This is a genomic window from Desulfovibrio sp. ZJ746, from assembly GCF_011039155.1.
Taxonomy (GTDB): domain Bacteria; phylum Desulfobacterota; class Desulfovibrionia; order Desulfovibrionales; family Desulfovibrionaceae; genus Desulfovibrio.
The window spans coordinates 108,189-134,013 of record NZ_JAAKEK010000001.1; the positions used below are offsets into that span (position 1 = coordinate 108,189).

The 25,825-nt window shown below is 67.5% G+C and carries 19 protein-coding genes; 11 read left to right on the plus strand and 8 right to left on the minus strand.

What is annotated here, in order from left to right; genetic code table 11:
• Both G7Y54_RS00515 and G7Y54_RS00520 read left to right on the plus strand, forming a co-directional pair.
• On the plus strand, window positions 1-591 hold the full coding sequence (locus G7Y54_RS00515) for an ACT domain-containing protein (protein WP_165075401.1): 591 nt from the start codon (window positions 1-3) through the stop codon (window positions 589-591).
• Window positions 592-954: 363 nt separating this feature from the next.
• Entirely contained in the window at window positions 955-2,340 is a 1,386-nt protein-coding gene (locus G7Y54_RS00520) for a PFL family protein (protein WP_165075405.1), read from the plus strand.
• A gap of 24 nt (window positions 2,341-2,364) precedes the next feature.
• Here the strand turns inward: G7Y54_RS00520 and G7Y54_RS00525 are convergent, their stop codons facing one another.
• The gene (locus G7Y54_RS00525) at window positions 2,365-3,594 is read right to left on the minus strand and encodes an MFS transporter (RefSeq protein WP_165075408.1); all 1,230 of its coding nucleotides are present in this window, start codon (window positions 3,592-3,594) and stop codon (window positions 2,365-2,367) included.
• Window positions 3,595-3,726: 132 nt separating this feature from the next.
• On the opposite strand from G7Y54_RS00525, the gene uvrC reads away from it, so the two are divergent.
• The 3 genes from uvrC to G7Y54_RS00540 all read left to right on the plus strand — a co-directional run bounded on the left by uvrC (window position 3,727) and on the right by G7Y54_RS00540 (window position 7,191).
• A complete protein-coding gene (gene uvrC / locus G7Y54_RS00530) occupies window positions 3,727-5,595 on the plus strand; it encodes an excinuclease ABC subunit UvrC (RefSeq protein WP_165075412.1) in 1,869 nt (622 codons plus the stop codon).
• Between the two features lie 78 nt (window positions 5,596-5,673).
• Window positions 5,674-6,633 carry a site-specific DNA-methyltransferase gene (locus G7Y54_RS00535; protein ID WP_165075415.1) on the plus strand — a complete coding sequence of 320 codons (960 nt, stop codon included), beginning with the start codon at window positions 5,674-5,676 and terminating at the stop codon, window positions 6,631-6,633.
• 126 nt (window positions 6,634-6,759) lie between these two features.
• The gene (locus G7Y54_RS00540; RefSeq protein WP_165075418.1) at window positions 6,760-7,191 is read left to right on the plus strand and encodes a hypothetical protein; all 432 of its coding nucleotides are present in this window, start codon (window positions 6,760-6,762) and stop codon (window positions 7,189-7,191) included.
• Between the two features lie 34 nt (window positions 7,192-7,225).
• Here the strand turns inward: G7Y54_RS00540 and G7Y54_RS00545 are convergent, their stop codons facing one another.
• Complete coding sequence (locus G7Y54_RS00545) at window positions 7,226-7,882, minus strand: RNA methyltransferase (RefSeq protein WP_165075426.1); 657 nt, start codon at window positions 7,880-7,882, stop codon at window positions 7,226-7,228.
• A 169-nt stretch (window positions 7,883-8,051) separates the two neighbouring features.
• On the opposite strand from G7Y54_RS00545, the gene G7Y54_RS00550 reads away from it, so the two are divergent.
• Together G7Y54_RS00550 and G7Y54_RS00555 are read left to right on the plus strand one after the other, a co-directional pair.
• Entirely contained in the window at window positions 8,052-9,500 is a 1,449-nt protein-coding gene (locus G7Y54_RS00550) for a sodium:proton antiporter (protein WP_165075432.1), read from the plus strand.
• Between the two features lie 78 nt (window positions 9,501-9,578).
• On the plus strand, window positions 9,579-10,214 hold the full coding sequence (locus G7Y54_RS00555) for a sugar O-acetyltransferase (protein WP_165075436.1): 636 nt from the start codon (window positions 9,579-9,581) through the stop codon (window positions 10,212-10,214).
• Between the two features lie 101 nt (window positions 10,215-10,315).
• Here the strand turns inward: G7Y54_RS00555 and G7Y54_RS00560 are convergent, their stop codons facing one another.
• From G7Y54_RS00560 to G7Y54_RS00575, 4 genes are all read right to left on the minus strand, one after another.
• Window positions 10,316-10,870: a flavodoxin family protein gene (locus G7Y54_RS00560; RefSeq protein ID WP_165075440.1), complete on the minus strand. Its 555-nt coding sequence runs from the start codon at window positions 10,868-10,870 to the stop codon at window positions 10,316-10,318.
• Between the two features lie 153 nt (window positions 10,871-11,023).
• A complete protein-coding gene (locus G7Y54_RS00565) occupies window positions 11,024-11,659 on the minus strand; it encodes a TetR/AcrR family transcriptional regulator (RefSeq protein ID WP_165075446.1) in 636 nt (211 codons plus the stop codon).
• Window positions 11,660-11,684: 25 nt separating this feature from the next.
• The gene (locus G7Y54_RS00570) at window positions 11,685-15,629 is read right to left on the minus strand and encodes a translocation/assembly module TamB domain-containing protein (RefSeq protein WP_165075450.1); all 3,945 of its coding nucleotides are present in this window, start codon (window positions 15,627-15,629) and stop codon (window positions 11,685-11,687) included.
• Window positions 15,629-17,713 (minus strand): autotransporter assembly complex family protein, encoded by a 2,085-nt coding sequence (locus tag G7Y54_RS00575; RefSeq protein ID WP_165075454.1) that lies wholly within the window; start codon window positions 17,711-17,713, stop codon window positions 15,629-15,631. Before G7Y54_RS00575 ends, G7Y54_RS00570 begins: the two co-directional genes overlap by 1 nt.
• Window positions 17,714-17,891: 178 nt before the next feature.
• Between G7Y54_RS00575 and G7Y54_RS00580 the strand changes: the two genes are divergently transcribed.
• Window positions 17,892-18,248 carry a DsrE family protein gene (locus tag G7Y54_RS00580; protein WP_165075459.1) on the plus strand — a complete coding sequence of 119 codons (357 nt, stop codon included), beginning with the start codon at window positions 17,892-17,894 and terminating at the stop codon, window positions 18,246-18,248.
• 5 nt (window positions 18,249-18,253) lie between these two features.
• Here the strand turns inward: G7Y54_RS00580 and G7Y54_RS00585 are convergent, their stop codons facing one another.
• A complete protein-coding gene (locus tag G7Y54_RS00585; protein WP_165075464.1) occupies window positions 18,254-21,451 on the minus strand; it encodes an AsmA-like C-terminal region-containing protein in 3,198 nt (1,065 codons plus the stop codon).
• 159 nt (window positions 21,452-21,610) lie between these two features.
• Here G7Y54_RS00585 and G7Y54_RS00590 point away from each other — a divergent pair, with 159 nt between their 5' ends.
• Window positions 21,611-22,645: a glycosyltransferase gene (locus tag G7Y54_RS00590; protein ID WP_165075469.1), complete on the plus strand. Its 1,035-nt coding sequence runs from the start codon at window positions 21,611-21,613 to the stop codon at window positions 22,643-22,645.
• 19 nt (window positions 22,646-22,664) lie between these two features.
• Here G7Y54_RS00590 and G7Y54_RS00595 read toward each other — a convergent pair whose 3' ends face one another.
• Entirely contained in the window at window positions 22,665-23,078 is a 414-nt protein-coding gene (locus tag G7Y54_RS00595) for a hypothetical protein (protein ID WP_165075473.1), read from the minus strand.
• 82 nt (window positions 23,079-23,160) lie between these two features.
• Between G7Y54_RS00595 and G7Y54_RS00600 the strand changes: the two genes are divergently transcribed.
• Both G7Y54_RS00600 and G7Y54_RS00605 read left to right on the plus strand, forming a co-directional pair.
• The gene (locus tag G7Y54_RS00600; protein ID WP_165075478.1) at window positions 23,161-24,540 is read left to right on the plus strand and encodes a radical SAM protein; all 1,380 of its coding nucleotides are present in this window, start codon (window positions 23,161-23,163) and stop codon (window positions 24,538-24,540) included.
• Between the two features lie 182 nt (window positions 24,541-24,722).
• On the plus strand, window positions 24,723-25,697 hold the full coding sequence (locus tag G7Y54_RS00605; protein WP_165075482.1) for a chemotaxis protein: 975 nt from the start codon (window positions 24,723-24,725) through the stop codon (window positions 25,695-25,697).
• Window positions 25,698-25,825: the final 128 nt, after the last annotated feature.

Sequence of the window (25,825 nt, forward strand, 5' to 3'; positions counted from 1 at the left end):
ATGGAAAAATACACAGCGTCCTTTCTCGGGCGGGACTGCCCCGGCGTGGTGGCGGCGGTGAGCCGCCTCTTCGGCGACATGGGTTGTAATATCGAGGCCATGGCCCAGACCATGCTTTCGGGCGCCTTTGCGGCCATCTTTGTGGTGAGCGTGCCGGAAGGGATGGCCGCCGGCCGGGGCGAAGGCGCCTGCGGCGCGGACTGCCTGCGCCTGCGCCTCGAGGAGGGGCTTGAGCGCGGGGGCGTGGACCTCTCCGTCCTCGTGCGGCCGGCCATCGCCGAGCAGTGGGGCGATGGCCTCAACTGCGAGCCCTTCGTGGTCACGGTGGACGGCCCCGACCGCCCGGGCCTCATCGGCGAGATGAGCCGGGTCTTCGGACGGCACGGCGTGAACATCGAGAACCTCAAGGCCATCCTTGGCGAGGGTGGCGAGGGCAAGGCGCTCTTTGTTTTCGAGGTCATGGTGCCGGACACGGTGGACCTGGGGCGCCTGCGCCGCGAGCTCGCGCTGGAGGCCAACAACCTCAACCTCCGCGTCAGCGTCCAGCACCGCGACATTTTCGAGGCCGTCCACCGCGTGAGCTCATTCTAGCCTGAAAAGTTGAGGATGTGCTGGATAAGTTACTGTATAAATAGATATTCCTTAAGTCCGTCTGGAGCGAAGCGGAAGACGGGTGCTAGTGCCGGAAGAATCCTAAAAAATAAGATTTTTCGGCGCTGGCAAGGAAGATAAAAATTGCGCTAGCCGTTGGCGAGTCCACGAGCCTTACGGATAGCGACAGCGGTTCGGTTGACTGGCTGCTGCGATAACTAACTGCTGTCTTCATCCGTAGCTTCCTTCGTCGCAACGGCTGAAGCAAGGCTGTTTTTGACGGATAATTTCGGCATTATCGGCTCAGCACAGCCACAACAGCAAATTGGAAGCAAAATAAAGCCAAGAAGGGACACGAACACCATGCTTTCCGAACGCGAAGTCACCAGCACCCTGAACATGCTCCGCAACGAGCACCTTGACGTGCGCACCGTCACCTTGGGCGTGAGCCTCTTCGACTGCGTGAGCCACGACCTCGAGCTCTTCGTGGCCAACGTGCGCGCCAAGATCCGCCGCCACGCGGCGCAGCTCGTGGCCGTGTGCGACGAGGTGGGCGACCGCTACGGCATCCCGGTGGTCAACAAGCGCATCAGCGTGAGCCCCATCGCCGTGGTGGGCGCGCCCTTCGGGCCGGACGGCATGCTTACGGTCTGCGAGGCCCTGGACGAGGCCGCCAAGGACGCGGGCGTGGACTTTCTCGGCGGCTTTTCGGCGCTGGTGGAAAAGGGCTTCGCCAAGGGCGACCGCGCGCTCATCGAGGCCCTGCCCGACGCGCTCGCCCGCACGGAGCGCGTCTGCGCCTCCATCAACGTGGCCTCCTCGCGCAGCGGCATCAACATGGACGCCGTGGCCCTCATGGGCGAGCAGATCCTGCGCGTGGCCGACGCCACGGCGGAGCGCGGCGGCATCGGCTGCGCCAAGCTGGTGGTGTTCGCCAACATCCCGCAGGACGTGCCTTTCATGGCCGGCGCCTATCTCGGCGTGGGCGAGCCGGACGTGGTGATCAACGTGGGCGTCTCCGGCCCCGGCGTGGTGAAGAAGGCCATCGACCGCGCGCTGGAGCGCGGCTGCAACGCGCAGGGGCGCCCCCTCACCCTGCTGGACATGGCCGAGGTCATCAAGGCCACGGCCTACAAGGTGACGCGCGTGGGCGAGATCATCGGCTCCGAGGTGGCGAGCCGGCTCGGCATCCCCTTCGGCGTGGCCGACCTCTCGCTCGCGCCCACGCCGGCCGTGGGCGACTCCGTGGGCGAGATCTTCCAGAGCCTCGGGCTCTCCAGCATCGGCGCGCCGGGCAGCACCGCCGTGCTCGCCATGCTCAACGACGCGGTCAAGAAGGGCGGCGGCTTCGCGTCCTCCTCCGTGGGGGGCCTCTCGGGCGCCTTCATCCCGGTCTCGGAGGATTCGAGCATCGAGGCCGCGGCCCGCTCGGGCCAGCTCACCATCGAAAAGCTGGAGGCCATGACCAGCGTGTGCTCCGTGGGCCTCGACATGATCGCCATCCCCGGCGATACGCCGGCCTCCACGCTCTCGGCCATCATCGCCGACGAGATGGCCATCGGCGTCATCAACCACAAGACCACGGCCGTGCGCGTCATCCCCGTGCCCGGCAAGGGCGTGGGCGAGGAGGTCTCCTTCGGGGGCCTGCTCGGCAAGGCGGCCATCATGGCCGTACCGGGCGGGAACGCCTCCCGCTTCATCGCGCTGGGCGGCCGCATCCCCGCGCCCATCCACAGCCTGAAGAACTGAGGCCGGCGCCTTTCCGCTCTCTCGTTAGCGGCGTCCGTGCCGGGGGGCCTGGCGTTCCGCGGCCCTGTCCTCGCGCAGGCAGAAGGTGAGGGCCGTCGCGACGATGAGGCACGCGCTGAAGAAGATGTCGGAGAGCGCGTAGCTCCCGCAGAGGTCGTAGGAAAGGCCCATGGCCGGGAAGCCCAGGCTGCGCACCAGGATGAAGATGGCCACGAACTTGTAGACCGAGAGAAAGTTGGCGCTGCCGAAATAATAGGCCACCACGGCCGGCAGCACCACCCACAGGCCGCCAAGAGACACCCCGAAAAAGAAGCCGAAGGCCGCCATGCTGGCGAGGCTTGGCGGCAGCAGCAAAAGCCCCATGCTGGCGGCGCTCCCCATCATGAGCGCCCGCGAGGCCAGGATGGGCGTGGTGCGGTCGCACAGCCAGCCCCAGAAGAACTTGGCGAGCATGCCGAAAAAGGCCGCGGCCCCGGCAAGGATCATGGCGGTGTAGGCCTCGGCGCCCATGTCGGTGAAGCGGGGCTTGAGCTGGCTCAGGATGCCGGCGCCGACCATGAGCGCGAGCCCGAAGGCCACGCCGATGCACCACGGCGCGGGGTCGCGCACGAGCGCCGCGAGCGAGACCTGGCGCGGCACCCCCTCGGGCGGGCGCGGGTCGTGGCGGCGCCCGTCCGGGTGCAGGTGCAGCATCTGCGGCGTGCGGCGCACGAGCACCCAGCAAAGCGGCGCGAGGAGCAGGGTCGCCCCGCCAAGGACGAAATACGCCGTTTGCAGGTCGAAATGGCGGATGAGCAGCAGGGTAATGAAGGGCAGCACCATGCCGGACACGTTGGTGCCCGCATTGGCGAGGCCGAAGGCGATGCCGCGGTAGTGGCTGAACCAGTTGCTCATGAGCGCGTTGGCCACCACGCCGCCGCAGACCTGCGAGGCCACCCAGAGCAGCACGAGAAAGCAGGTGAAGAGCCGGATGTCGCCGGTCACGCCCATGGCGCAGGTGGCGAGGCCGCCGGCCACGGCGCCAGCGGTCATGAGCCCACGCAAAGAATGCCGGGCGGAAACGGCCGCCGCCAGGGGCATCGCCGCCTGCCCCATGAAGGCCGCCACGCCGAGGCTCATGTTGAGGCCCACGCGCGTCCAGCCGTGCGCCTCGCACAGGGGCTCCATAAAGGCGTTCATGCTATAGAGGGCGCTCCCCTGAAGCAGGAAGTTGCCCGCAAGGCAGAGGGTGCTGATCTTCCAGCCGTAAAACATGGGCGCTCCGTGTGGGCAGTGGCCGCGCGTTTCGGGCAGGATAGCGCCGCTTGGCCCGGCAAGGCAAGGCGCCGGGCGCCCGGCGCATCCGGCGGCCTTGGCAGGGCGCCCGTGCCGGCGTAAGATGGGCGCATGGACAGGCCCGACCCTTCCACCATCCCGCTCACGCCCGGCGTCTACCTCTACAAGGACGCCCGCGGCCGCGTCATCTATGTGGGCAAGGCGCGCGTGCTGAGGCGGCGCGTGCTCTCCTATTTCCGGCCCGAGGGCCTGCCGGTCAAGACGCGGGCCATGCTCGCGCACGCGCAGAGCATCGACTATCTCACCACCACCACGGAAAAAGAGGCGCTCCTGCTGGAGGCGAGCCTCATCAAGAAATACCGGCCGCGCTACAATATCGTCCTTAGGGACGACAAGCAGTATGTGCTCTTCAGGCTGGACGTGAAGCAGCCCTTCCCGCGCCTCGAGATCGTGCGCAACGCCCGGCGCGACGGCGCCCGCTATTTCGGGCCCTTCACCTCGGCCTTCTCGGCCCGGGAAACGTGGAAGCTCATCCACCGCGCCTTCGGGCTGCGCCGCTGCTCCGACCGCGCCATGCGCAACCGCGTGCGCCCCTGCCTGTACCACCACATGGGCCAGTGCCCGGCGCCCTGCATGGGCGAGGTCACGCCCGAGGAGTACCGCGTGTCCGTGGAGCGCGTGTGCGCCGTGCTCGAGGGCCGCGCCGAGCCGCTCCTGCGCTCGTTGCGCAAGGAAATGGAGGAGGCCGCCGAAGCGCTGGACTTTGAGCGCGCCGCGCGACTGCGCGACCAGATCCGCGCGGTGGAGCGCACGGTGGAGCGCCAGGCCGCCATCATGCCCGCGGGCGGCGACATGGACGCCATCGGCCTCGCCGAGGTGGAAAAGGGTCTCGGCCTCGGCATCGTCTTTGTGCGCGGGGGCGCGGTCACGGACGGGCGCGCCTTTTTCTGGCCGGGCCTGGGCTTCGAGGACGCGCCGGAGCTTTTGTCCTCCTTCCTCTCCCAGTTTTACGGCACGGTGACGCCGCCGCCGCGCATCCTCGTGCCCTGGCTGCCGCCCGACCTGCTCGCGGAGGACGGGGAAGGGGAAGGCGCCCCCGATGGCGAGGACGGCCGCGCCGTGCTGGAGCAGGCGCTTTCGGAGAAGCGCGGGGGGCCGGTGCGCGTGGTGGCGCCGCAGAACACGGCGGACAACCAGCTGGTGGACATGGCGGCCTCCAATGCGCGCGAGGAGGCCCGGCGCCGGCGCGGGCAGGACGGCGAGGCCCTGCTGGCGCGCGTGGGCAAGGCGCTTTCGCTTCCCGAGCCGCCGGCCCGCATCGAGTGCGTGGACGTGTCGCACACCGGCGGCAAGCAGGCGCGCGTGGGCATGGTGGTCTATGTGGACGGGCGCCCCAGCAAGGAGGACTACCGCATCTATTCCATGCCCGACAGCGCGGACGATTACGCCACGCTCCACGCCTGGGTGGCGCGGCGCCTCGAGAGCGGCCCCCCGTGGCCCGACCTGCTGCTCATCGACGGCGGCCGCGGCCAGCTCACGGCCGTGAGCCGGGCGCTCGCCGAAGCCGGGGAGGAAGGCCTGTTCCCGCTGGCGGCCATCGCCAAGGCCCGCGACGAGGACGGCCATGCGGACCGCCGCGCGGGTAACGTGGCGGACCGCATCTTCGTGCCCGGCCGGGTCAATGCGCTGCCCCTGCGCGAGGGCAGCCAGGAACTGCTCTTCCTCCAGCAGGTGCGCGACGCCACGCACCGCTTCGCCATCGGCCGCCACCGCCGCGCCCGGCGCGGGGCCGCGCTGTCGGGCGAGCTCATGCGGCTCCCCGGCGTGGGGCCGGCCACGGCGCGCCTGCTCTGGGATCATTTCGGCAGCGTGGAGGCCATGGCGAAGGCCAGCGAGGAGGAACTGCGCGCGCTCCCGGGTGTCGGGCGCGCCAAGGCCGCCAGCCTGCACGAAAAACTGCGCCGCCTCGCGGGCGAATAGGCGCAGGCGGATTCTTGCTGCTCGTCTTGAAAAAGGTTATCCTAAAAAATCATAATTTTAGGATAAGAAGGAATACTTATGCCAGAGTTGACTGTATATTTTGACGATAATCTCAAAGTGCTGGAAAAACTGCCGTCCGAAAGTGTGGATTTGATCTATATAGATCCACCATTTAATACCGGGAAGGTACAAAAACGTACACAAATTAAGACAGTCGCTTCGGATGATGGTGACAGGGTTGGTTTTCAGGGGAAAAAATACAAGACCATCAAGCTGGGCACAAAAGGGTATGCGGATAAGTTTGATGATTTTCTTAATTTTATTGAAAAGCGGATGGTGCACGCCCACAGGATTTTAAAGAAGCAGGGTTCCCTCTTTTTCCATCTGGATTATCGGGAGATACACTATTGCAAGGTATTAATAGACAAAATTTTCGGACGTGAATCCTTTATGAATGAAATCATTTGGGCCTATGATTATGGTGCGCGCTCTAAAAGAAAATGGTCGGCCAAGCACGACACCATTCTCTGGTATGCAAAAGACCCCAATAATTATACTTTTAATTATGAGGAAATGGACCGCATCCCCTACATGGCTTCGGGCCTCGTGGGGCCTGAAAAGGCTGCGCGTGGCAAAACGCCCACCGATGTGTGGTGGCACACCATCGTCAGCCCCAATGGGAAAGAAAAGACCGGCTATGCAACGCAAAAACCATTAGGAATCATTTCACGGATTGTAAAAATCCACTCAAATCCCGATGATATTCTCTGTGATTTTTTTGCAGGAAGTGGTACTTTGGGGGAAGCGGCTTATAGGAATGGCCGGGACTGTGTTCTAGTTGATAACAATATTGTAGCGTTGGAGACTATGGAGAAAAGATTTAGAGGATTTAATGTAAATTGGAATAATTATAATCCTACAAATGAGAGTGAAAAACTCGAGGAAATAAAATGTACGACAAATGATATAAAAAAATTAGAAATAAAATTAAAATTATACAAGGAGAGCTTATATGAATATCAATACTCAGGAATATAAAGCGTTAGTCCATATTAGCCACGTGTTAAAAATGAGTATTTAAAAAATAACCATCAATGGGATGATAGTCCCTTTGCTTGGATTAGACATAGACCTTCGCGTTCTATTGGCGCAATAGGTGAAAAGATGGTCTCCATGTGGCTAACGATGCATGATTTTAATGTATCGCGGTCTGGCGATTCAGAAGCCGATAGATTGGTAGAAGGTATTCGCACAGAGATTAAATTTTCCACATTATGGGAAAATGGTGACTATTGTTTTCAACAAATTCGAGATCAAAATTATAATATACTGATACTGTTGGGGATTTCTCCGCATAGCGCTCATTGCTGGGTACTGGAGAAGCGTGATATTATTGACTTGTGGAAGAAAAGACATGTTATTGGTGGGCAGCACACGGGACAATTGGGAACTGAGACAGCGTGGATACATGTACGGCCAGATGTAGAGTCCTTCCTGACGCCCTTTGGCGGTGAGTTAGAGGTTGCAATTGAACGTATGGCAGACTTAACCGGCTTTCAACCAAAGCCTTTGTCTGATGCCTTGGATGAGTCGTAATTTTTATCCCCTGCGTATTAGTTGACAGGCCTAATCAGCGTTGCAGCCAGTCGGCCAGGGTGGCCTCCAGCGTTTCAGCGTCCAGGCGCGGCGTGGCGTACCAGCCGGCTGCCTCCCGCTGGCGCGCGGCCTCGGCGAGGATGATGGCCGCGGCCACGGAGACGTTGAAGCTCTGGATCATGCCGTGCATGGGGATGTAGAGCCTGCCATCGGCCTCTGACAGCAGGGACTCGTCCACGCCCTCGTGCTCGTTGCCGAGAATGACGGCCGTGGGCCTGAGAAAGTCCCACTCGCGCAAGGGCCGCGCCTCCGGCGAGCAGGAGGTGGCGAGCACCTGCATGCCCCGGCCGCGCAGGGCCGCGAACAGCGCCTCCCTGTCGCGGTGGCGCTCGCTCTCCACCCATTTGCGCGCCGAGGCCGAGCTCTTGCGCCCGAGCGCCGGGAAGGGCGTGTTCGTGTAGTAAAGGTGCACGCGTGCCACGCCGAAAGCGTCGCACGAGCGGTAAATGGCCGAAACATTGTGCGGGTCGTGGATATTGGCGAGCACGAGAGTGAGGTCGGGCTGGCGCTGTGAGAGCACCTGGCGCAGGCGCGCGCGGCGGCGCGGCGTCACTGACCGGGCGGTGTCGTCGGGGGATGCGCTCTGCGCCCCGGGTTCGTCCTCGGGGGTCGCGGCGTGGGGCAGGGGCATGGCCTTCTCCATTGTGAGGCGGCCGCGGCGGAAAGGCCGCGCGGCCGGCCCCATATGTGGCAGAAAAAAACTTTGCGGGCAAGCGCATTGCAAAGCACGGGAAATTGCCCTACACAAAGGGGAACCACCTTGCGGCGCGGGAGCGCCACACTCCAGACAGGAGCGCACGATGTCACACCTCCGCTCATTGCCTCTGCTTGTGCCGGCCATCCTCTTGGGGGCGCTCGCCCTGTTGGCGCCCGAGGCGGTCCTCGCCTCCGAAGGCCATCCCACCATTCCGGGGGCCTCGCTCTCGGCCATCTGGGTCATTCCCTTCGCCTGCATGCTGCTCTCCATCGCCATCATGCCGCTGGCGCTGCCCCACTTCTGGGAGCACCACTTCGGCAAGATCGCCGTGTTCTGGGGTCTCGCCTTCCTCGTGCCCTGCTTCATCGTGTTCGGCCTGGGCACGGCGCTCTATGAATTCCTGCACATCATCCTCTTGGACTATATCCCCTTCATCGTGCTGCTGTTCGCGCTGTTCACCGTGGCGGGGGGTGTGCGCCTCAAGGGCACTCTGGTGGGCACGCCGGTGGTGAACACGGGCCTGCTCGCCATCGGCACCGTGCTTGCCAGCTGGATGGGCACCACCGGCGCGGCCATGCTGCTCATCCGGCCCCTGCTCCGCGCCAACGCGCACCGGCGCTACCGCGTGCATTCCATCGTTTTCTTCATCTTCCTCGTGGCCAATATCGGCGGCTCGCTCACGCCGCTTGGCGACCCGCCGCTCTTCCTTGGCTTCCTCAAGGGCGTGAGCTTCTTCTGGACGACCACCCACCTCTTCTTCAAGACACTCTGCATGGCCGTGGCCCTGCTGCTCCTCTTCTTCATCATCGACACGGTGCTCTTCAACAAGGAAGGCCGCCCGCAGCCCCCGCATGACCCCGACGCCGCCGAGGAAAAGCTCGGCCTCGAGGGCACCATCAACCTGCTCTTCCTGCTCGGCGTGGTGCTGGCGGTGCTCGCCTCGGGCATGATCAATTTCGGCACATGGATCGAGGTCTACGGCGTGCCCGTGGAAGGCCAGAACCTCTTGCGCGACCTTGCGCTGCTCTGCCTCGCCGGCCTCTCCTGGAAGTTCACGAGCCGCCACTGCCGCGAGATGAACGGCTTTTCCTGGGCGCCCATCGAGGAGGTGGCCAAGCTCTTCTTTGGCATCTTCCTCTCCATGATCCCGGCCATCGCCATCCTGCGCGCGGGCACCGAGGGCGCGCTCGCCTCGCTCATCAACATGGTCTCCACGCCGGACGGCCAGCCCGTCAACGCCATGTATTTCTGGCTCACCGGCGCGCTCTCGAGCTTCCTTGACAATGCGCCCACCTACCTCGTGTTCTTCAACACCGCGGGCGGCGACGCGCAGCACCTCATGACCGACATGGCGACCACCCTCATCGCCATTTCGGCCGGCGCGGTGTTCATGGGCGCCAATACCTATATCGGCAACGCGCCCAACTTCATGGTCCGCTCCATCGCCGAGAACCAGGGCGTCAAGATGCCGAGCTTCTTCGGCTACATGATGTGGTCGTGCGGCATCCTTGTCCCGCTGTTCCTCCTGCTGACCTGGGCCTTCTTCATCTAGGCGCGGCACGAAATAACACGAGCTTCGGGCGGGTCCGGCTGAGGTCGGGCCCGCCCCTCTTTTCAAAGGAGGTTTTTCATGAACCAGCGCGAACGCATGCTGGCCGGGCTGCCGTATATCCCCATGCGCGACGGCCTTTGGGAGCTCTATAGAGACTGTCACCAAAAGATCTACCGCTACAACAATCTTCCGCCCGACGCCGAAGAGGAGCGCGACGCGCTCCTGCGCTCCATCCTCGGCAAGTGCGGCAAGACCGTCACCATCATGGGACCCTTCTACTGCGACTACGGCTTCAACATCGAGCTCGGCGAGCGCTTTTACGCCAACTATAACTTCACGGTTCTCGATGTGGCGCCCGTCACCATCGGCGACAATGTGCTCTGCGCGCCCAATGTGGCCATCTATACGGCCGGCCATCCGCTGCACCCCGAGAGCCGCAATTCAGGCTATGAATACGGCGCGCCGGTTCGCATCGGCAGCAATGTGTGGCTCGGGGGCAATGTGGTCATCAATCCCGGGGTCACGGTGGGCGACAACGTGGTCATCGGATCGGGCAGCGTGGTCACGCACGATATTGCGGACAACACGCTGGCCGCGGGCAATCCGTGCCGCCCCTTGCGGGCCATCACCGAGGCCGACCGCGACTTCTATTTCAAGGGTCGCCGCTTCGACGTGGAAGACTATAAAGAACCCTGGTGGGAGCGGCGGGGCTAGCGGCCCCAGGGAAGCTGGCAAGAAAGAGCGGCCCGAAAAAAACGCCGCCCCGGCCCGTTGTGACCCGGGCAGGGGCGGCGAATTTTTCGCGGGCGCCGGGATTACAGGGCGGCGCCGAAGGCGCGCGCCTCCTCCAGGACGGGCTTGCCCGCGATGGCGCCGGCCTCGAGGACGCCGCCGGCGAACACATAGCCCAGGTCCTTCCACTTGAGGAAGCCGGTGAGCGCCTTGTAATAGTCCAGCACGGGCTTCCAGTTGTCCGGCGTGTCGCCTTCCGCGGCCATGAGCAGGGCGCATTCCTTGCGCGGGTTGGCGTAGTCGGGGTTGCACTCGGCCACGGCGAAGAGGCGGTCGAAGGCGGTCTTGAGCTGGCCGGAAATGGCCCAGTAATACATGGGCGAGGCCAGCACCACCATGTCGGCGGCCACATAGGCGGGATAGACCTTTTCCATGCCGTCTTTCTGCACGCAGGGGCTGGCCGGATCCTTGCCGCCCTTCATGCAGCCGAGACAGCCGTGGATGTCCAGCTTCTGGAGGTCGATGCGGGTCACGGTATGGCCCGCGCTTTCCGCCCCGCGGGTGAAGGCGTCGCAGAGCATGACGGTATTGCCCTTGAGCCGCGGGCTGCCGTTGAGGATGAGGATGTTCTTGCCCATGTTCGTCCCCCTGCCTTGAGCGGTTGCAGATGAAGGAATGCGGCGCTAGCACGCGGTTCTTGCGGCGCGGGTCCATCGCGCCCGCTGCGTGCGCCCGAATACTTGTTTATTGAATACTAAATAAATGTCAAGCGCGGAGCGCGTGGCGAAAATTCAGGCTGCGGGGCGCGGGGGCAACAGGTGCACGGCGCGGGCGGCCATGGCGCCCAGCTCTTCCCGGGAGAGGTCGTCGCGCGCCTGGAGCGACAGCCCCTCCAGCAGGGCATTGAGGGCGCCCGCGAGGGCGGTCACATCCGTCCCGGCCGGGAGCTGGCCCTCCGCGACCGCGCGGGCAAGGCGATCCGCGAACATGGCCTTGGTCGCCATGCGCATTTCCCGGATGGCGGCGATGATCTCCGTCTCGGCCGGGGAGATGTTCACCGCCGCCAGCACCAGCATGCAGCCGCAGGGCGTTTCAGGCGAGAGCAGGATGCCGGCCGCGGTGGTGAAAAACCCTTCCACCGCGCGGTAAATGTCGGGCTCGGCCAGGAAGCGTTCGGAAGGTTCCTGCCAGTACGCCTGCTCGTAATGGCGCACCGCCTCGAGAAAGAGCGCCGCCTTGTTGCCGAAGCTGGCGTAGAGGCTCGGGGGCTTGATGTCCATGACCTCGCAGAGCCGCGCCACGGAGGCGGGCTCGTAGCCCTCCTGCCAGAAAAGTTCGAGGGCGGCGTGGAGCGCCTGTTCGCGGTCGAAGCCGCGGGGGCGGCCCTTGCCGCGGTGCCCGGGGTGCTCTGGGTGCTCGTTGCTCATGGGCGCTTCCGCCGATAGCCGTTTTTCAGTATTTGTAATTCCATTTGATGCCGCCCCAGGTGTTCTGCTGCTCGGTGCGGATCTCCATGCTCGTGCGCGGGGTCAGTTCCCACTCGATGATGAAGGCCGTGCTGTCGGGCTTCATGCCCTGCTGGATGCCCATGTAGATGCTGTCCGTAAGGTACTTGCCCATCTCGAGGGTGGTGCCGCCGGCGTCGTCGTCGCCGGATTCGGCACCGCCGGTGGGGGAGGTGCCAAGCCTGAGCACATCCACGCCGAGCGCCTTCTTGGCCGCGCCGAAGATGCCGCCGCCCCCGCCGCCGAAGCCGGCGAGCTGGGCCACGGCCCCGGCCAGCTGGAGCGCCTCGAGGCGCCCGAGCTCGTTGACGCTCTTGCCGAAGAGCACCCGCGAGAGGATGTCGTCGCGCGGCAGGGAGGGGTCGCTCGTGAGCCTGAGCTTCATCTTGCGCACCGTGCCGGTGACGAGGATGTGGGCGGTGAGGTCGGGCGTTTCGTTGGTGAGCTCGATGTCCAGCAGCGGGTCGGAGAGCGCGCCGCCCGCAAAGGTGACAAGGCCGCGCGTGAGCGCGAAATTCTTGCCGAGAAAGTCGAAATTGCCGCGCACGGCCTCCACGCTGCCCGTGATGTCCGGGTCGGACGGGGGCCCGGTGACGAGCAGGTTGGCCTTCCACAGGCTGGTGAGGCCGCGCCCCTCCACGATGAAGCGCGGCAGCATGATGATGCGGATATGGAGGTTTCCCTGCGGGGCGGCGGCCGCGGGTTTCGGGGCAGACGCTGCTGCGGGCTTGGCGGCGTTTTTGCCGGCCTTCTTTTCTGGTGCCGGAGCCGTGCTGATGGGGAGCGTGGTGATGCTGCCGCCCATTTCAATATTGTTGAGCAGCACCTCGCCCTGGTTGACGATGATCTCGCCGGCCACATCGGGCGCCGTGGCGCTGCCCCTGACCGTGGCGTTGCCCGAGAGCATGATGTGCACGTCGCGGCGGCGCAGCGGCCTCAGGCGGTCGATGCTGGCCTTGATGTCAAGGCCGGTGCCGTTGAGCGCGCCCGTGCCGGTGATGGAGGCCTTGCCGCCGCGGCCGTCCGAGGCGGAGAGGTTGAGACGCATGCTGCCGGGCAGACCTCCCCGGGTGGCCGCGCCCTTGTCGTCGAGGTTCAGCCGCAGGGTGATGTCCGTGAGCAAAACCCCGAGCATGAGGTCTTCAAAGCGGCCCTGGTTGATCTGGACGCCGCCCCGGACGCGCGGGGCCGCGAGGGTGCCGCCGGCGTCGGCATTGAGCGCGATGCGGCCGTTGAGGCGGCGGTCGGCCATGGGCACGAGGCTCCAGAGGGGGCCGAGGGCGCCGTCCCAGCGCACTTGCGCCGAAAGCTGCCCAGCCATGTCCGGCTTGGGGATGCCGTCGACCCCGAAGAGCAGGGGCACGCGCGCGGCCACGCGGGCCGCGTCCCCGCCGAGGGCCTTGAGCGTGGCCTGCGGGAGCTCCAGCCGCGCCGAGAGGATGCCGCCATGGCGGGCCTGCTCGATACCGCCCGTGAGCGCGAGCGAGAGCGGGGCCAGCTGGCTCCCGGGGATCTTCAGGCTGGAGACGCCCACGCGGAAGCGGCCCGACGGCCGCGCCGGGCTCCCGTTGAGCCTGGCGCTGATGTCCACGGCGCCGGATGGCAGCGAAGGCACGAGGACGCTCCACGGCTTGAGCTCGAGACGCGCCAGACTGAGGTCAAGGTCGAGCTTGTCCGGCGCGAGGCCCCCCTGCGCATGGAGGCGCCCCGATGGGGTCAGCGCGAGGTCGAGGCGATCCACGCCGAAGCCGCCCTGGCCATAGCGCAGCCGCGCCGCCCGCTCGAGCCTCGCGCCGAGGCGCGCCGGCTGGCTGCCCGTGAGCGAGGCCGGCAGGGTGGCGCGGGCATCGAGCACGCGCAGGAGCACCTCGCCCGGCTGCCACGCCGCGTCAAGTTTCGCGGCCACATCGCCCGTGGTGGACAGTTTTGCGTTGAGCGGGCCCGCCAGCGGGCCCTCGGCCGTGAGCTTCGCGCCGAGGCGGATGCCCGATGCCCGCGCTTCCTGAAGGTCGAGGCGGCAGGCGAGCGCCGCGTGGCGGAAAAGGTCGCTGAGGCGCGCTTCGCCGGCGAGGCCCTGCACCCGGGCCACTTCCTTGCCGGCGCTTTCCCTGACGCCCAAGCGCGGGATGCGCCAGGCGAGGCGCGCGTCCTGCGAGGGGGCGACGCCGGACGCGTCCGGGTCGTCCGCGCCCGCGGGCGCAAGCGATTTAAGATCCAGCTCCACGCTGGCCTCGCCCGTGAGCGCCATGCCGGGCGCAAGCGCCGAGAGCGCGGCCCAGTCTTCCACATGCAGGCGCAGGCCGCCGTCCAGCGCTGGCGAGCCCCCGTGCGGCAACAGGGCCGTGAGGGCGCCCTCGCCGCCCACGCCCGCGGCGTGGAGGATGAGGTCGCGCACGCCCGCGCGCAGGCCGCGGGGCTCGCCGGCGCCGGCGTCCTCCGCCGCGGCGTAGAAGAAGTGCCCCCGGGTGGTGAGGGCATGGCCGTCCAAAGTGGCGGCCACGTCAAGGTCGATGCCCGTCTCCCTGGCGGGGGGGAAGGCGCCATCCAGCGGCAGCGCGAGATCCTTGCCGCTGACGGCGAGGGCCAGGCCCTCGAGGCGATGGCCGCCGGCGACGAGCTCGGCGCACGCAAGCCTGAGGTCGAGGTCAGGCGCGGGCAGGGCCCCGCCGGCGGAAAGCGTGAGCCTGAGCGGCGCGCGGAACATGGCGAGCGGGTCGCCGGCAGCGGCATCGGGGGCCGGCCCCTCCGCCGCGCCCGGTGCCAGCGCCGCCGCAAGGCGCAGGGCGAGCGGGCCGTCGATCTCGCCGTGGCTCCAGCCGGAAGCGGCCTGCCACGAGCCCTCGCCCTCAAGGCTCACGCGCCCGGCGGCGAGATTGGGGCCGCGCAGGCTGACGGACGGCGTGCTCGCGGCGTCCCCGAGCTCCCTGGCATCCAGCGCGAGGTGCAGGACGGCCGCGGAGCCGAGCAGGTCTTCGGGGAGGCCGGTCACGAAAAGCGCGGGCGCCCCAAGCTGCGCCTCCACCCGCGCGCCGGCGGCAAGCCCCGGGCCGGCATCATCCGCGTGCGCCGTGACCTTTGCCTTGACCTTGGCCTCGCTGAGCCCGAGCACGGCGACGCGCACCTCTTGCGCGTCCGCGCCGGCGAGCTTGGCCGTGGCGTCCACCGTGGCGCCCTTTGCGGCCTCGAAGCTCACCGTGAGACCGGCGTCCGCGCGCAGTTCGGCGCCGGGCGGCGTGGCGGGTGCCCCCCCGGCGTCCGGCGCCCCCCCAACGGTTGGCGACGCTGCCTTTGCGTCGATGAGCGCCGCGGGAAAGCGCGCTTCCTCCACCGTGGCGGCGAGAAAGACCCCGGGCAGCCAGAAGGGCGGCTTGCGGAAGATGCCCGCGACCTTGCCGAGGAGCGCCTGTACGTCCTGAAGCGTCAGGGGCGGCGAGGGCGGTTCGGGCTCCGGCGCGGGCGGCAAATCGGGCAGGCGCGTGAGCACCGGGCGCCGCGCGGCGATGCTTTCAATGCGCACGGCGCCGGGGAGCGCCCGCCAGTTCCAGAGGATGCGGTTGTCAGGTGCGGTGAGCCAGACGCCGTGGGCGTCGGCCGCTTGGAGGCCGAAGGTGAAATCAAAGGGCAGCGAGCCCGAGAGCCGCGTCAGGCGCAGGGTAAGGCCGCCGTCCTTGCTTTCGAGGGCCGCGTTGGCGGTCTTCACGAGCCACGCCTGGCCGGCTTCGGTCTGGCATGCCCAGTAGAGCCCCCCGGCCACGGCGGCGAGCGCCGTCACCACGAGCGCGAGCGCGGCGAACAGGCAGCGGCGCAGCCAGCGCCGGCGGTGCTTCGGCTGCGGGACGGCCTCCGGCGCGGCGCCGTCCCCGGGCTGTTTCTTTCTCCAGAACCAGGCCATCAGAAGGACTGCCCTATGCTGATGTAGAACTGCACCGGCGGGTCGCCGTCGATCCTGTGCAGGGGTGTGGCCACGTCGAGGCGCACCGGCCCGATGGGCGTGTAATAGCGGAAGCCGAGGCCCGTGCCCCAGTCCATGTCGCCGATGATGTGCGGGAATTCGTCCTTGTAGACCATGCCGCCGTCGAGAAAGGGCACGATGCCCACATTTTCGGCCACCATGAAGCGCGCCTCGAGGTTGACCACCTGGTAGGAGCGCCCGCCCAGGGGGTCGCCTTTCTTGTCACGCGGGCCAATGGCCTGGTAGGCATAGCCGCGCACCGAGCCCGCGCCGCCCGTGAAATAGCGCAGGCTCGCCGGGATGCTGTTCAGCGAGGAGGCCCCGGGCATGGCGCCGCCCTCCACGCGGCCGGCGAGCACGAGGCTGTCGTCGATCTTGCCGTCCGGCTTTTTCCCATAGGGCGCGTAAAAGCCCGCCACGGAGAGGGTGGTGGCGAAGGCGCCGAAAAATTCCTCATAAAAGCCGCTGAAGGGGATGAGCTTGAGCTCCGCCTCCATGCCGCTACTCGGGTTGAGCTTGTTGTTGCGGCTGTCGTGCCTGAGGCCGGCCTTGGGCTCGATGACGCCGTAAGGGCGCTTTTCGTGCTCGTTGTCCTTGAGCCAGCCGCCCTCGGCGCCCAAGTGGATGCCGCCCCACCACTGGCGCGCGAGGCGCCGGTCGATGCCGACCTCGCCCTTGAGCGCTTCCTGCTGGTAGGCGTCCGTATTTTCCCACAGGGCCGAGCCGTTGGCGAGCAGCCGCTGGCCGCGCTGGAGGAAGGCCGGCTTCTCGAACGCGGCCTTGAGGCCGATCTCCTGCTGCGAGATGGGCGCGTCAAGGGTGAGGCGCTCGCCGTTGTGGAAGAGGTTGCGGTGCTCCCAGGTGCCCTCCACGCCGAAGCCCGTGTCCGAATCATAGCGGGCGCTGGCGCTCACCGAGCGCGGCGGCCCCTCGGCCACGGTGACGGACGCCGGCACGATGCCCACGTCGCCCTCGCTGCCGTCAGCCCCGAGAACGCGGTGCTCGAGCTTCATGTCGTCGGCGACGGGCTCGGCCTCCACGGAGCGGAAGAGCCCGAGGCCGCGCAGGGTATTGGCATAGTCGGTGAGCAGCTCGTCGTCCCACGGCTCTTCCCCGGGCGTCCACGGGACGAGCCGTTCGAGGTAGCAGGTGTTGACCTCCTTGTTGCCGTGGATGAGCACCGGCCCCATGAGCGCGGGGGGGCCCGGGTTGATCACGATGTCCGCATTGAGGGTGCGGTCGGCCCGGTCGAGGGTGTAGCGGCTCTCCGTGACCTTGGCGAGCGGATAGCCCGTGCGGCGCAGGGCCTCGGGCATGGCCGCGACGGCGGCCAGCATGGCGTCGGCCACGATGGGCTCGCCCACGGTCACGCCGGGAACAGCGTCGGGAAAGGAGGGCGCGGGGAGCTCCTCGCGCTCCAGCCCCCAGAAGCCGGTGACGCGCGTTCGGTGCAAAAAGGCCTCGGGCACCACGGGCTTGGGCTCGTAGCGCACGTCGGCGCGGCCCACGGTATAGCGTGGCCCGGGCGTGAGGGTGAGCGTCACGCGCACGGGGGTCGCGGCCTCGTCGATGCTGAATTCCGCTTTGCCGTCATAATAGCACTGGGATTGGAGAAGCTTGACCGCCGTCTCCTCGTCGGCGCGGGCGCGCCGCTCGAGCGCGAGCAGGCTGTCCGGCGGCTCCTTGACGAGCTTGATGAGCTGGCTCGCGTCGCGCATCTTGCTCTTGAGGGAGTCCGGGTCGCCGGCGACCTCGATGTCCACGGTATAGGGCACCGGGTCGCTGTCCCATGCGGCTTCGGCGCCAGCGCCCTCGGCCGGGCCGCCTTCGCCTGCCCCCCCGTTTTGGGAGGCGCCCCGCGCCGTATCCGCGCCCTGCGCCCCCGGGTCGGTATTCTTGGCCAGCAGGCCGCAACCGCCGAGCTGCCCCAACAGGGCCAGAAGCAGCAAAAGGAGGGCCAGCCGTCCCGGCGCCCGCCGGAACGCCGCTCCGAAGTGGGGGAAGAGCCCGGATGCGCGCCGCATGGTGGCCGCAGTCTAGCCCGAGAGGGCGCGGCGCGCAAGCATTTGTGACCAATGCCGGGGCCTTGCGCGCTGCTGGCGGCAGCGGGCTTGGCAGGGGCGCGGGCCTCTGTTAACCTGCCGCGTGCTGTCTTTCGTGTCGCAACCGCCCGCCCGAGGGCACGCTTTTGGAGGAGGAGCCATGAACTACGATGTCTGCCTGCACCTTGACGCCAAGGATCCCGCCATTCTCGCCCTGGTGCTCCGCAATGCCGAAAACTATCTTAACGGCCTTGCCGGCGAGAGCTTCCAGCTCGACGTGGTCGCCAATGGCGGCGGCGCGACGCTGTTCGCGGCGGAAGGCGGCGAATTTGACGAGCTGCGCGCCAAGGCCGCCGGGCTCATGCAGCGCGGCGTGCGCTTCAAGGTCTGCGCCAACGCTCTCGCCGAGAACGACATCGCGCACGATCGCCTCTGGCCCGGCTGCCGGGTGGTGCCCGCGGGCCTTGTGGAGGTGGTGCGCCTTCAGCGCGAGGGCTTTGCCTACATCAAGCCTTAGGCCGCTCAGCGAAAGAGCTTCCAGGTGCCTTCCACGATGCCGCCGAGGATGTCCACGAAGCCCGTGGTGATGCCGGTGATGGTGTTGAGGATGAGCTTGCCCGCGCCGATGGAGGTCTTGGGCTTGTCCACGCTGCCGTAAACGCGCAGCGGAAATTCCGGCAGGCCTTTCATGTTGACGGTGAAGTTGCAGTCGAGGGTCCTGCTCACGAGGTTGAGGCTGCCGCTCCCCGTGGTAGTGAGGGTCGGCCCCTGGATGCGCAGGTCCTTGCTTTGCGCCACGCCGTCGCGCACGGTGCCCGAGGCCGAGGCGACGGTGAAGCGCGTGGGCTCGCCCTTGAGCTCGCCGCTCTTTCCCCGCGACTGGTAGGAGCCGTTGCGCACGCTGAAGCTCCAGTCGCCGTTGAGCGCCGCGGGGAGGCACCCGGGGCCAAGATCCTTGGCGCGCAGGGCCGCCTCGAGGCTGGCCTGCCCGGTGAGCACGGCCTCCACCTTGCGGTCGCGGGCGGCGGCGCCGAGGTCAAAGGCCGTGACCGCAAGGCTCGTGTCAAAGGCCATGGCCTTGCGGAAGTCCACGGTGCTTCTGCTGTGGAGCGTGGCGCCGTAAAAACGGCCCTTGCCGGGCCCGAGGGTGAGCCGCCCGGCCTCGAGTGCCACGGGCATCGCCACGTCTTTCAGGTGGAAGCGCCAGCCGGAGAGGTCGCGCACCTTGAGCTCCCCCTTGGCGTCAAAGTCGCGCAGGATGGGGAATTCCCACGGGGCGCCGCGGGCCTGCGCCTTTGTGGCGGCCTTGGCGGCGGGCCTGTCCGGCCCGGCCAGCTTTTCGAGGTCCACGGCTTCCGAGGCGAGGGCGAACTCCACGAGCGGCCGCCCCTTGCGCCGGCTGAGGCTGAGCGCGCCCGTGGCGGCGAGTTGCGGCGTCCTGGCGTTGAGCTTCGCAAGGCCCAGCGTTTCGGGCTTGGCCGTGAGCTCCCCGGTGAAGGAGAGGCTGCGCAGGGCCTGCGGCAGCCTGGGCGAAGCCATGCCCATGAGGCGCAGGGTGCGGGCGAGGTCGGGGCATTTGGCGTCGATGCGGCCCTGCACGGCCGGCCCCGCGCCCTCGAAGCTGAGCTCGCCCGTGACGGTGCCGGCCAGCGCCTCCAGATGCAGGCCGGCCGCCGTGAGGCGCTTGCGCGCGCTTTGGCAGCCGAGGGCGGCCCGCCATGTGGCGCGCAGGCCCTGATCGAGGCCGCAGAGCTCGGGCCCGAGCCTGAGGCTCCCGCTCGCCGGGACCTTCTGGAATTCCATGCCCGCGCCGGCCTCGGTGGCGCCGAACCAGAGCCTGCCGTCGAGCTCGGCGTTGCCGTCGAGGCCGGCATTTTCCAGCCTGAGCTTCCACGCCCCGTCGAGGCCGAGGCGCCTTGAGCGCCACACGCCGGAGCGCAGCGCGATGTCCGCCTCCAGCCGGGAAAAGGCCAAAGCCCCCGCGGCCACGCCGGCAAGGGCTCCCTGCTCGCCGCGCACGCTTACGCTTCCGCGCAGCTTGGAGAGGAAGAGGTCGAGCTCGCGCCCCTGGCTCTGCACATTGGCGTCGGCGCGGAAGCGCCCGCTGCGGAAGGGCAGCACGGGCAGGTCTTTCGCGAGCGGCGCGCCGTTGACCCCGCGCACCTGCGCCGTGATGGCATAGGGGGTCGCCTTGCTTCCGCCGAGGATGCACTGCCCGCGGAAGCTGCCGCCGTAAAGGGCGGCCTCGGCCTCGATGAGCACGTCTTCAAGGCCGTTCGTGTCCAGCTTGCCCGGGTAGATGCGCGTCTTCGCGCCCGTGATGGTCAGGGGGCCGTAGCGCACCGTTTCCGCCGCGAGGCGGATGTCGTAGTTGATGCCGGTCTCGCCGGGCTTGAGCGGTTCGCCGGGCATGGGCGTGAGCGGCGGGTGGAAAAAGTGCACGTTTTCCGGCGGCCTCGCCACGGCCTCGGGCAGGGCGAGGCCGAGGTTGACGTTTTTGGAGGCCAGGTCCAGCACCACCTCCGGCGCCCGCCACGAGGGCACGCCGCCGCTGCCCGTGAAGCGCGCGCCCGCGCACACGGCCGAGATGCGCGGCGCCTTGAGCCCTTCGCCGTCGAGCTCGAAGTCCACGCTCGCCTCGGTCACGTTGTCGAGGGCCAGTTGCAGCCCCGGGGCGAGATTGCGCGCGAAGCCGAGCCACTGGGTGAGGCTCGCGCGGTGGAGGAGCAGGCTGCCCTTGAGTGCCGGCCCCCCGCTGCCGGAGAGGCGCAAGGTGCCGTCGAGGCGGCCGCTGTCCGCCCCCAGGGCGAAGGTGACGCCGCGCAGGTCCATGTCGCGGGCGCCCTTGGCCATGGCGGCCGTGCCGTCGATGGTGAGCGGGATGAGCTCGTTCGCGGCGCTGCCGAGGGAGAGGCTGGAATCGAGCGCGAAGCTGCCGTTCCAGCCGCCGGGCTGGCCCTTGAAGGCAAGATCAAGGCGCACAGGCCCGGGCCAGTCCCCTGCGTGGAGGGTGGCGCCCATTTTCAGCCCCGGCGTGGCGCCGAGCGGCTCGGCAAGGTCGCTGCGGCCCTCAAGGCGGAAGCGCTCAAGGCTCGCCACGGTCTCGTCCTGGGCGAAGTAGCGCAGGCTCGCGAACTGGAGCGCGCCCCCCGCCTCGCCCGGGGGCGCCAGCTTGAGCCGGCACTGGAGGCCGCGTAGCGAAAGGCCCGCACCGTCCGGGCCCGTGAGGCGCGCGTCGCCCTGGGTGATCTCAAGGCGGCAGCTTCCGTCCAGAAAAGCCAGCGGGGCCGCGGGCGCCTTTCCTTCCCCGCCGCCGAGGAACGCCCGCAGCCGTTCCGCAAGCTCCCCGGGCTCGCCGAGGGGTGCGTCCAGGCGCGCCTCCAGCCTGGGGCGCACGAGGCCGACGCTCCATGGCGAAAAGGTGCCACGCAACAGGGCGAACGGGTCGGGGCGCACGGTGAGGTAGGCCGCGGAGAGCGTGATGTCAGGCCGCTCCACGCGCACATTGCTCACGGCGACGGCCGGCGAGGGCCACAGGCTCACGTCCACGGCGCCCATGCTGAACTCAAGCCCGTGGCTGCGGGCGGCCTCGCCCAGATAGCGGTTGATGAGGCCCCCGGGGTCACGCTGGAGGAACCACCAGCCCGCGCCCATGAGCAGCGAGAGCCCGAGAAGCGCCACAAGCACGACGCGGAAGAGGAGACGCAAGGGGCGACGCATGGCGTTCCTGCGGGATGCGGCCGGGCCCGGCCAGGGGGCCTGGCGGGGCCCCTGAAGGCGTGGCCCCGGGAGGGTGGCGCCTTGACGCCGCCGGCCGTGAACAGTATCTTGAAAATAGTATGCAATCTTGTCCACGATGGCAACCGCGGCGGGATACTCATGCAACGACTTCTCTGGATCGGGAGCCCCTTCTTCTGCTCGTCCCTCAGGGACTGCGGCTGGCAGGACGTGGCCTTCCACAATTTTGAGGAGCCGCGGGTCTACGGCTGGGAAGACCTCGTCAGGCTCGCGGGCTTCACGCCCGACGTGGTGGTGGTGGCGGACAAGAGCCGGGCGCCTTTCGTGCTCGGCGTGGAGGAGTTTCCCTGCCTCACGGTCTTTTATGCGGTGGATTCGCACATCCATTCGTGGGAGCCGCATTACGCCCAGGCTTTCGACGCCTGCCTGGTCTCGCTTGGCGGCCATCTCGAGCGCTTCGCCGGCCCGTATCTTCCCGCCGAGCGCGTGTGGTGGTCGCCCCCCTTCGCCTGGGAGGAAGACCGCCCCCGCCCCGAGCTTGCGAAGGAGTGGGACTGCCTCTTCGTGGGCAATGTGAACCCGGAGACCATGCCGCGCCGCGCCGCCTTTCTGGACAAGGTGGGCAAGGGCCTGCCCGGGCTGCACGTCACCCGGGGCGATTACCGCGCGCTCTTTCCGCGCGGGCGCGTGCTCCTCAACCAGTGCGAGCACGGTGACCTGAACTTCCGCGTTTTCGAGGCCATGGGCTGCGGCGGCTGCCTCGTGACGCCGCGCATCGGCCACGGCATGGAAAAACTCTTTGTGGACGGCGAGCACCTCGTGGGCTATGCGCCGGACGATGCGGGCGACGCGATCTACCGCATCCGCTTTTTGCTGGAGCGGCCCGAGCTTGCGCGCTACATCGGCGAGACCGCCCTCGCCGAGGTGAACGCGAAGCACCGCGCGCCCCACAGGGCGCAGGAATTCACCGACAGGCTCTGCGACCTCTGGATGCAGGGCGCGGAAGAACTGGTCGCCGCGCGCAGGGAGCGGGCGGAGTCGGTGCGCCGCGACTGCCTGTGCATGCCCTATTTGCTCTGGGCCAACGAAGTGCCGCAGCCGGGGCTCAAGCAGGCCTATCTGGACGCGGCGCGGGGGCGTTTCGGCGGAGGCGCCGGAGCCCGGGACGGGGCTTAGGCCGGCGCCTGAGACGGGCTCAGCGGCGGGGCTCTTCCTCGCCGGGCGCGAAGCGGAGCTCGAGCGCGGGGTCGTGCCCGTTTTCGCCGGCCGCCGGGGCGCGGGGCGTTTCCGGCTCCTCGAAGCTCAGGCGCAGCAGAGGGTCGGTGCCCGAGGGGCCGGCGGCCGTGTCGTCAAGCGGCGCATAGGAGGCTGCCTTGCGGGGCTCGCCCCCTTGCGTGGCGTCGTCCCCGCTTCTGCGCGCCTGCTCCGGGTCGAGGCACACGGTGGCGAGATATTCCAGCCGCGACTCCAGCGCGCGTGTAAGGACGCGCAACTGGGCGTGCTCGTCGCGCAGAAGCTGCCACGCCTGTTCCTGCCTTTTGTGCAGATAGAACAGCGCCGCCAGGATGCCGAAAAAGCAGAAAAAGATGAACAGCAGGGCGGAGAACATACGCAACCTCGCTTGCAAGGGCCGTGCGCCGGCACGTGGCTCCGCTTATATACGCTTGGCCCGTGCGGGGCAAGGAGGAAGTATGGGGCTTTCCCCGCGCCTGGTCATGGCCGACGCCAAGGGCAATGTGGTGGACGAGCCCGGGCTGCTCATGGTCTGCCGCCGCGGCGGCCAGTGGGGCCTCCCGCGCCCGGACGAGCTCATGCCGCTCCCGGAGGAGAGCGAGCTCTTCCTGCTGCCCGGGCGCCGCGCCGTGGGCCTTGACCCTGAAAGCGGCGCCATGGAGGCCGTGGACGGCCTTGCGGTGGCGGCTTTCGCCGCGCCCGCGCACACCCTTTCCGCCCACCCGGCCTCTGTGACGGAGGTGGGCGCGCCCCTGCTGCCGCTCTTCGCGTATGGCGCCGTTGGCTTCGCGAAAGGCCGCTTCTGGGTCTGCGCCCGCAAGGTGGACGACGACCCGCGCCAGCAGTTCCGCCATATCAGGCCGGGCCGCATCGAGCGGGGGGCCGAGGCGCTCTTGCGGGCCTATCCCAAAAACCGGCTCATCCGGCACATCATCGACAATTGCGTGCGCCGCTACGCCTGCCCCGCGGCGCGCAATTTCGCCCTCGGGCGCTTTGAGGCGCCGCTCCCGAGCGCGCGCGCCTGCAATGCCCGCTGCGTGGGCTGCATCTCCGCGCGCAGCGCGGACTCCCCCGTGGCCGTGACGCCCCAGTGCCGCCTCGCCTTCACGCCCACGCCCGAAGAGCTCGCGGAGGTCATGGCCGTGCACGCCAGCCGGGAGAAGGCCACGCCCATCTATTCCTTCGGCCAGGGCTGCGAGGGGGACCCGCTCACGAACCCCGACCTTCTCGTGGAAAGCGTGCGCTTCTTCCGGGGCGCGGCCGACCCCGCGCAATGGACGGGCCACGGCACGGTCAACTGCAACACCAACGCCTCACGGCCGGAAGCCGTGGCGCGCCTCGCTGAAGCCGGGCTCACCAGCCTTCGCGTCAGCCTCAACAGCGCGCGGCCCGAGCTGTATCACCGCTATTACCGCCCCACGGACTACACGTTCGCGGATGTGGCCGAGTCCGTCCGCACGGCGCGGCGCCACGGCGTGTTCGTGGCGCTGAACCTGCTCTATTTCCCCGGCATCACCGACACGGAGGCCGAGCTCGCGGCGCTCGCGCGCTTCGTGGGCGAGAACGGCGTGAGCATGATCGAGTGGCGCAACCTCAATATCGACCCGGAATGGTACTGGGAGATGATGACGGGTTCGTCCGCGGCCGCCCCCGCGGAAGTGCCAGGCGAGGGCGCGGCCTCCATGGGCCTCGCCGCGTTCATGAAAAGGCTGCGCAAGCTCTGCCCGTGGCTTCGATACGGCTATTTCAATCCCTGGCTCGGCGACCGCGCCGGGATCGAAGCGCCCATGCCGGGCGAGTGGCGCATGCCCGCGCCGGCGGGCAACGGCGCGGACTGACCGCGCATGCCGCGCTTCTGTCATGCGCGGGCCTAATCCTTTTGACACATGCACCGATAGGAGCCTATGAACCGGGCGGGGCAGGCATGCGCCGTGCCTTCCCGGCCGGCCGAAAGCGGGGCCCGGGGCATTGCAGGTCGCCCGCCGAACAGGTATGGTTCAGAAAAAACGAGGACAGGCCCATGTCGCAGACGCAGATCCTGCTGGAAGTCGGCACCAACGAGCTGGAGCTGGTCGAGTTCTACATCGACGAGGCGGACGGCTATCGCGGCTACTACGGTATCAATGTCTCCAAGGTGGTGGAGATCTCGCGCTCCCAGCCGGTCACGGCCATGCCGCAGATGCCCCATCCCTCGGTGCTCGGCGCCTTCCCCTTCCGTGACGGGCGCATCGTGCCGCTCATCGACATCAGCAAGTTCCTCAACAAGGGCGGCGTGGTCAGCGACGACCCGCGCATCATCATCACCGAGTTCAACAAGACGCACACGGCCTTTCTCGTTTCCGGCGTGACGCGCATCCACCGCATCAGCTGGAAACAGGTGGAGGCGCCCACGCCGCTTTTGCTCGAGATCAGCGGCGGCTCCATCACCGCCGTGGTGCGCCTCGAGGGGCGCGTGGTCTTCGTGCTCGACGCCGAAGCCATCGTGGCCGCCATGAACCCGGCGCTCTCCGTGCGCATGGACGAGCGCGACGATTCCGCGCTCGAGCGCAAGTACCACATCCTCCACGCCGACGACTCCGTGAGCATCCGCCACCTCGTCAATGACCTCCTCAAGAAGGAGGGCCGCTTCGAGGTGACGCAGGCCAATGACGGCGAGGAAGCCTGGAAGATGCTCCAGCAGTTCAAGCAGGAGGCCGAGGAAAAGGGCGTGCCCGTCACCGAGCTCGTGCAGGGCATCATCACCGACATCGAAATGCCCAACCTCGACGGGCTCACGCTCTGCCGCTACATCAAGGAAGACGCTGTCTTGAAGGAACTGCCCGTGGCCATGTTCTCGTCGCTCATTTCCACGTCGCTCGCGCGCAAGTGCGAGAGCGTGGGCGCGGACGCGCAGTTCGCCAAGCCGGATTTGCAGGCCATCAGCGACAAGATGTACGAACTCATTCAGGCGAAACCCGCGCTGGAAGCCGCGGCCCACCATGCGGCGCCGCAATAGCGCGCCCGACGCCCCTTGTGCCCGGGAATGACGTTCGCCCGGGATGATTTTCGGAGGATGCCGCCTTGCGCGGCATCTTTCGTTTTTTCCGCCAGGCCTCCCTTTACCCTGGCGCGCCTTCACGCTAG

Excerpts from the sequence above, each read along its gene's own strand:
- G7Y54_RS00600 (WP_165075478.1), top strand. The coding sequence starts at position 23,161 with ATGGGGCTTTCCCCGCGCCTGGTCATGGCCGACGCCAAGGGCAATGTG.
- G7Y54_RS00575 (WP_165075454.1), bottom strand. The coding sequence starts at position 17,713 with ATGCGGCGCGCATCCGGGCTCTTCCCCCACTTCGGAGCGGCGTTCCGG.
- uvrC (WP_165075412.1), top strand. The coding sequence starts at position 3,727 with ATGGACAGGCCCGACCCTTCCACCATCCCGCTCACGCCCGGCGTCTAC.
- G7Y54_RS00570 (WP_165075450.1), bottom strand. The coding sequence starts at position 15,629 with ATGGCCTGGTTCTGGAGAAAGAAACAGCCCGGGGACGGCGCCGCGCCG.
- G7Y54_RS00580 (WP_165075459.1), top strand. The coding sequence starts at position 17,892 with ATGAACTACGATGTCTGCCTGCACCTTGACGCCAAGGATCCCGCCATT.
- G7Y54_RS00595 (WP_165075473.1), bottom strand. The coding sequence starts at position 23,078 with ATGTTCTCCGCCCTGCTGTTCATCTTTTTCTGCTTTTTCGGCATCCTG.
- G7Y54_RS00535 (WP_165075415.1), top strand. The coding sequence starts at position 5,674 with ATGCCAGAGTTGACTGTATATTTTGACGATAATCTCAAAGTGCTGGAA.
- G7Y54_RS00560 (WP_165075440.1), bottom strand. The coding sequence starts at position 10,870 with ATGGGCAAGAACATCCTCATCCTCAACGGCAGCCCGCGGCTCAAGGGC.
- G7Y54_RS00585 (WP_165075464.1), bottom strand. The coding sequence starts at position 21,451 with ATGCGTCGCCCCTTGCGTCTCCTCTTCCGCGTCGTGCTTGTGGCGCTT.
- G7Y54_RS00555 (WP_165075436.1), top strand. The coding sequence starts at position 9,579 with ATGAACCAGCGCGAACGCATGCTGGCCGGGCTGCCGTATATCCCCATG.
- G7Y54_RS00605 (WP_165075482.1), top strand. The coding sequence starts at position 24,723 with ATGTCGCAGACGCAGATCCTGCTGGAAGTCGGCACCAACGAGCTGGAG.
- G7Y54_RS00515 (WP_165075401.1), top strand. The coding sequence starts at position 1 with ATGGAAAAATACACAGCGTCCTTTCTCGGGCGGGACTGCCCCGGCGTG.
- G7Y54_RS00525 (WP_165075408.1), bottom strand. The coding sequence starts at position 3,594 with ATGTTTTACGGCTGGAAGATCAGCACCCTCTGCCTTGCGGGCAACTTC.
- G7Y54_RS00520 (WP_165075405.1), top strand. The coding sequence starts at position 955 with ATGCTTTCCGAACGCGAAGTCACCAGCACCCTGAACATGCTCCGCAAC.
- G7Y54_RS00565 (WP_165075446.1), bottom strand. The coding sequence starts at position 11,659 with ATGAGCAACGAGCACCCAGAGCACCCCGGGCACCGCGGCAAGGGCCGC.
- G7Y54_RS00540 (WP_165075418.1), top strand. The coding sequence starts at position 6,760 with ATGGTCTCCATGTGGCTAACGATGCATGATTTTAATGTATCGCGGTCT.
- G7Y54_RS00590 (WP_165075469.1), top strand. The coding sequence starts at position 21,611 with ATGCAACGACTTCTCTGGATCGGGAGCCCCTTCTTCTGCTCGTCCCTC.
- G7Y54_RS00550 (WP_165075432.1), top strand. The coding sequence starts at position 8,052 with ATGTCACACCTCCGCTCATTGCCTCTGCTTGTGCCGGCCATCCTCTTG.
- G7Y54_RS00545 (WP_165075426.1), bottom strand. The coding sequence starts at position 7,882 with ATGCCCCTGCCCCACGCCGCGACCCCCGAGGACGAACCCGGGGCGCAG.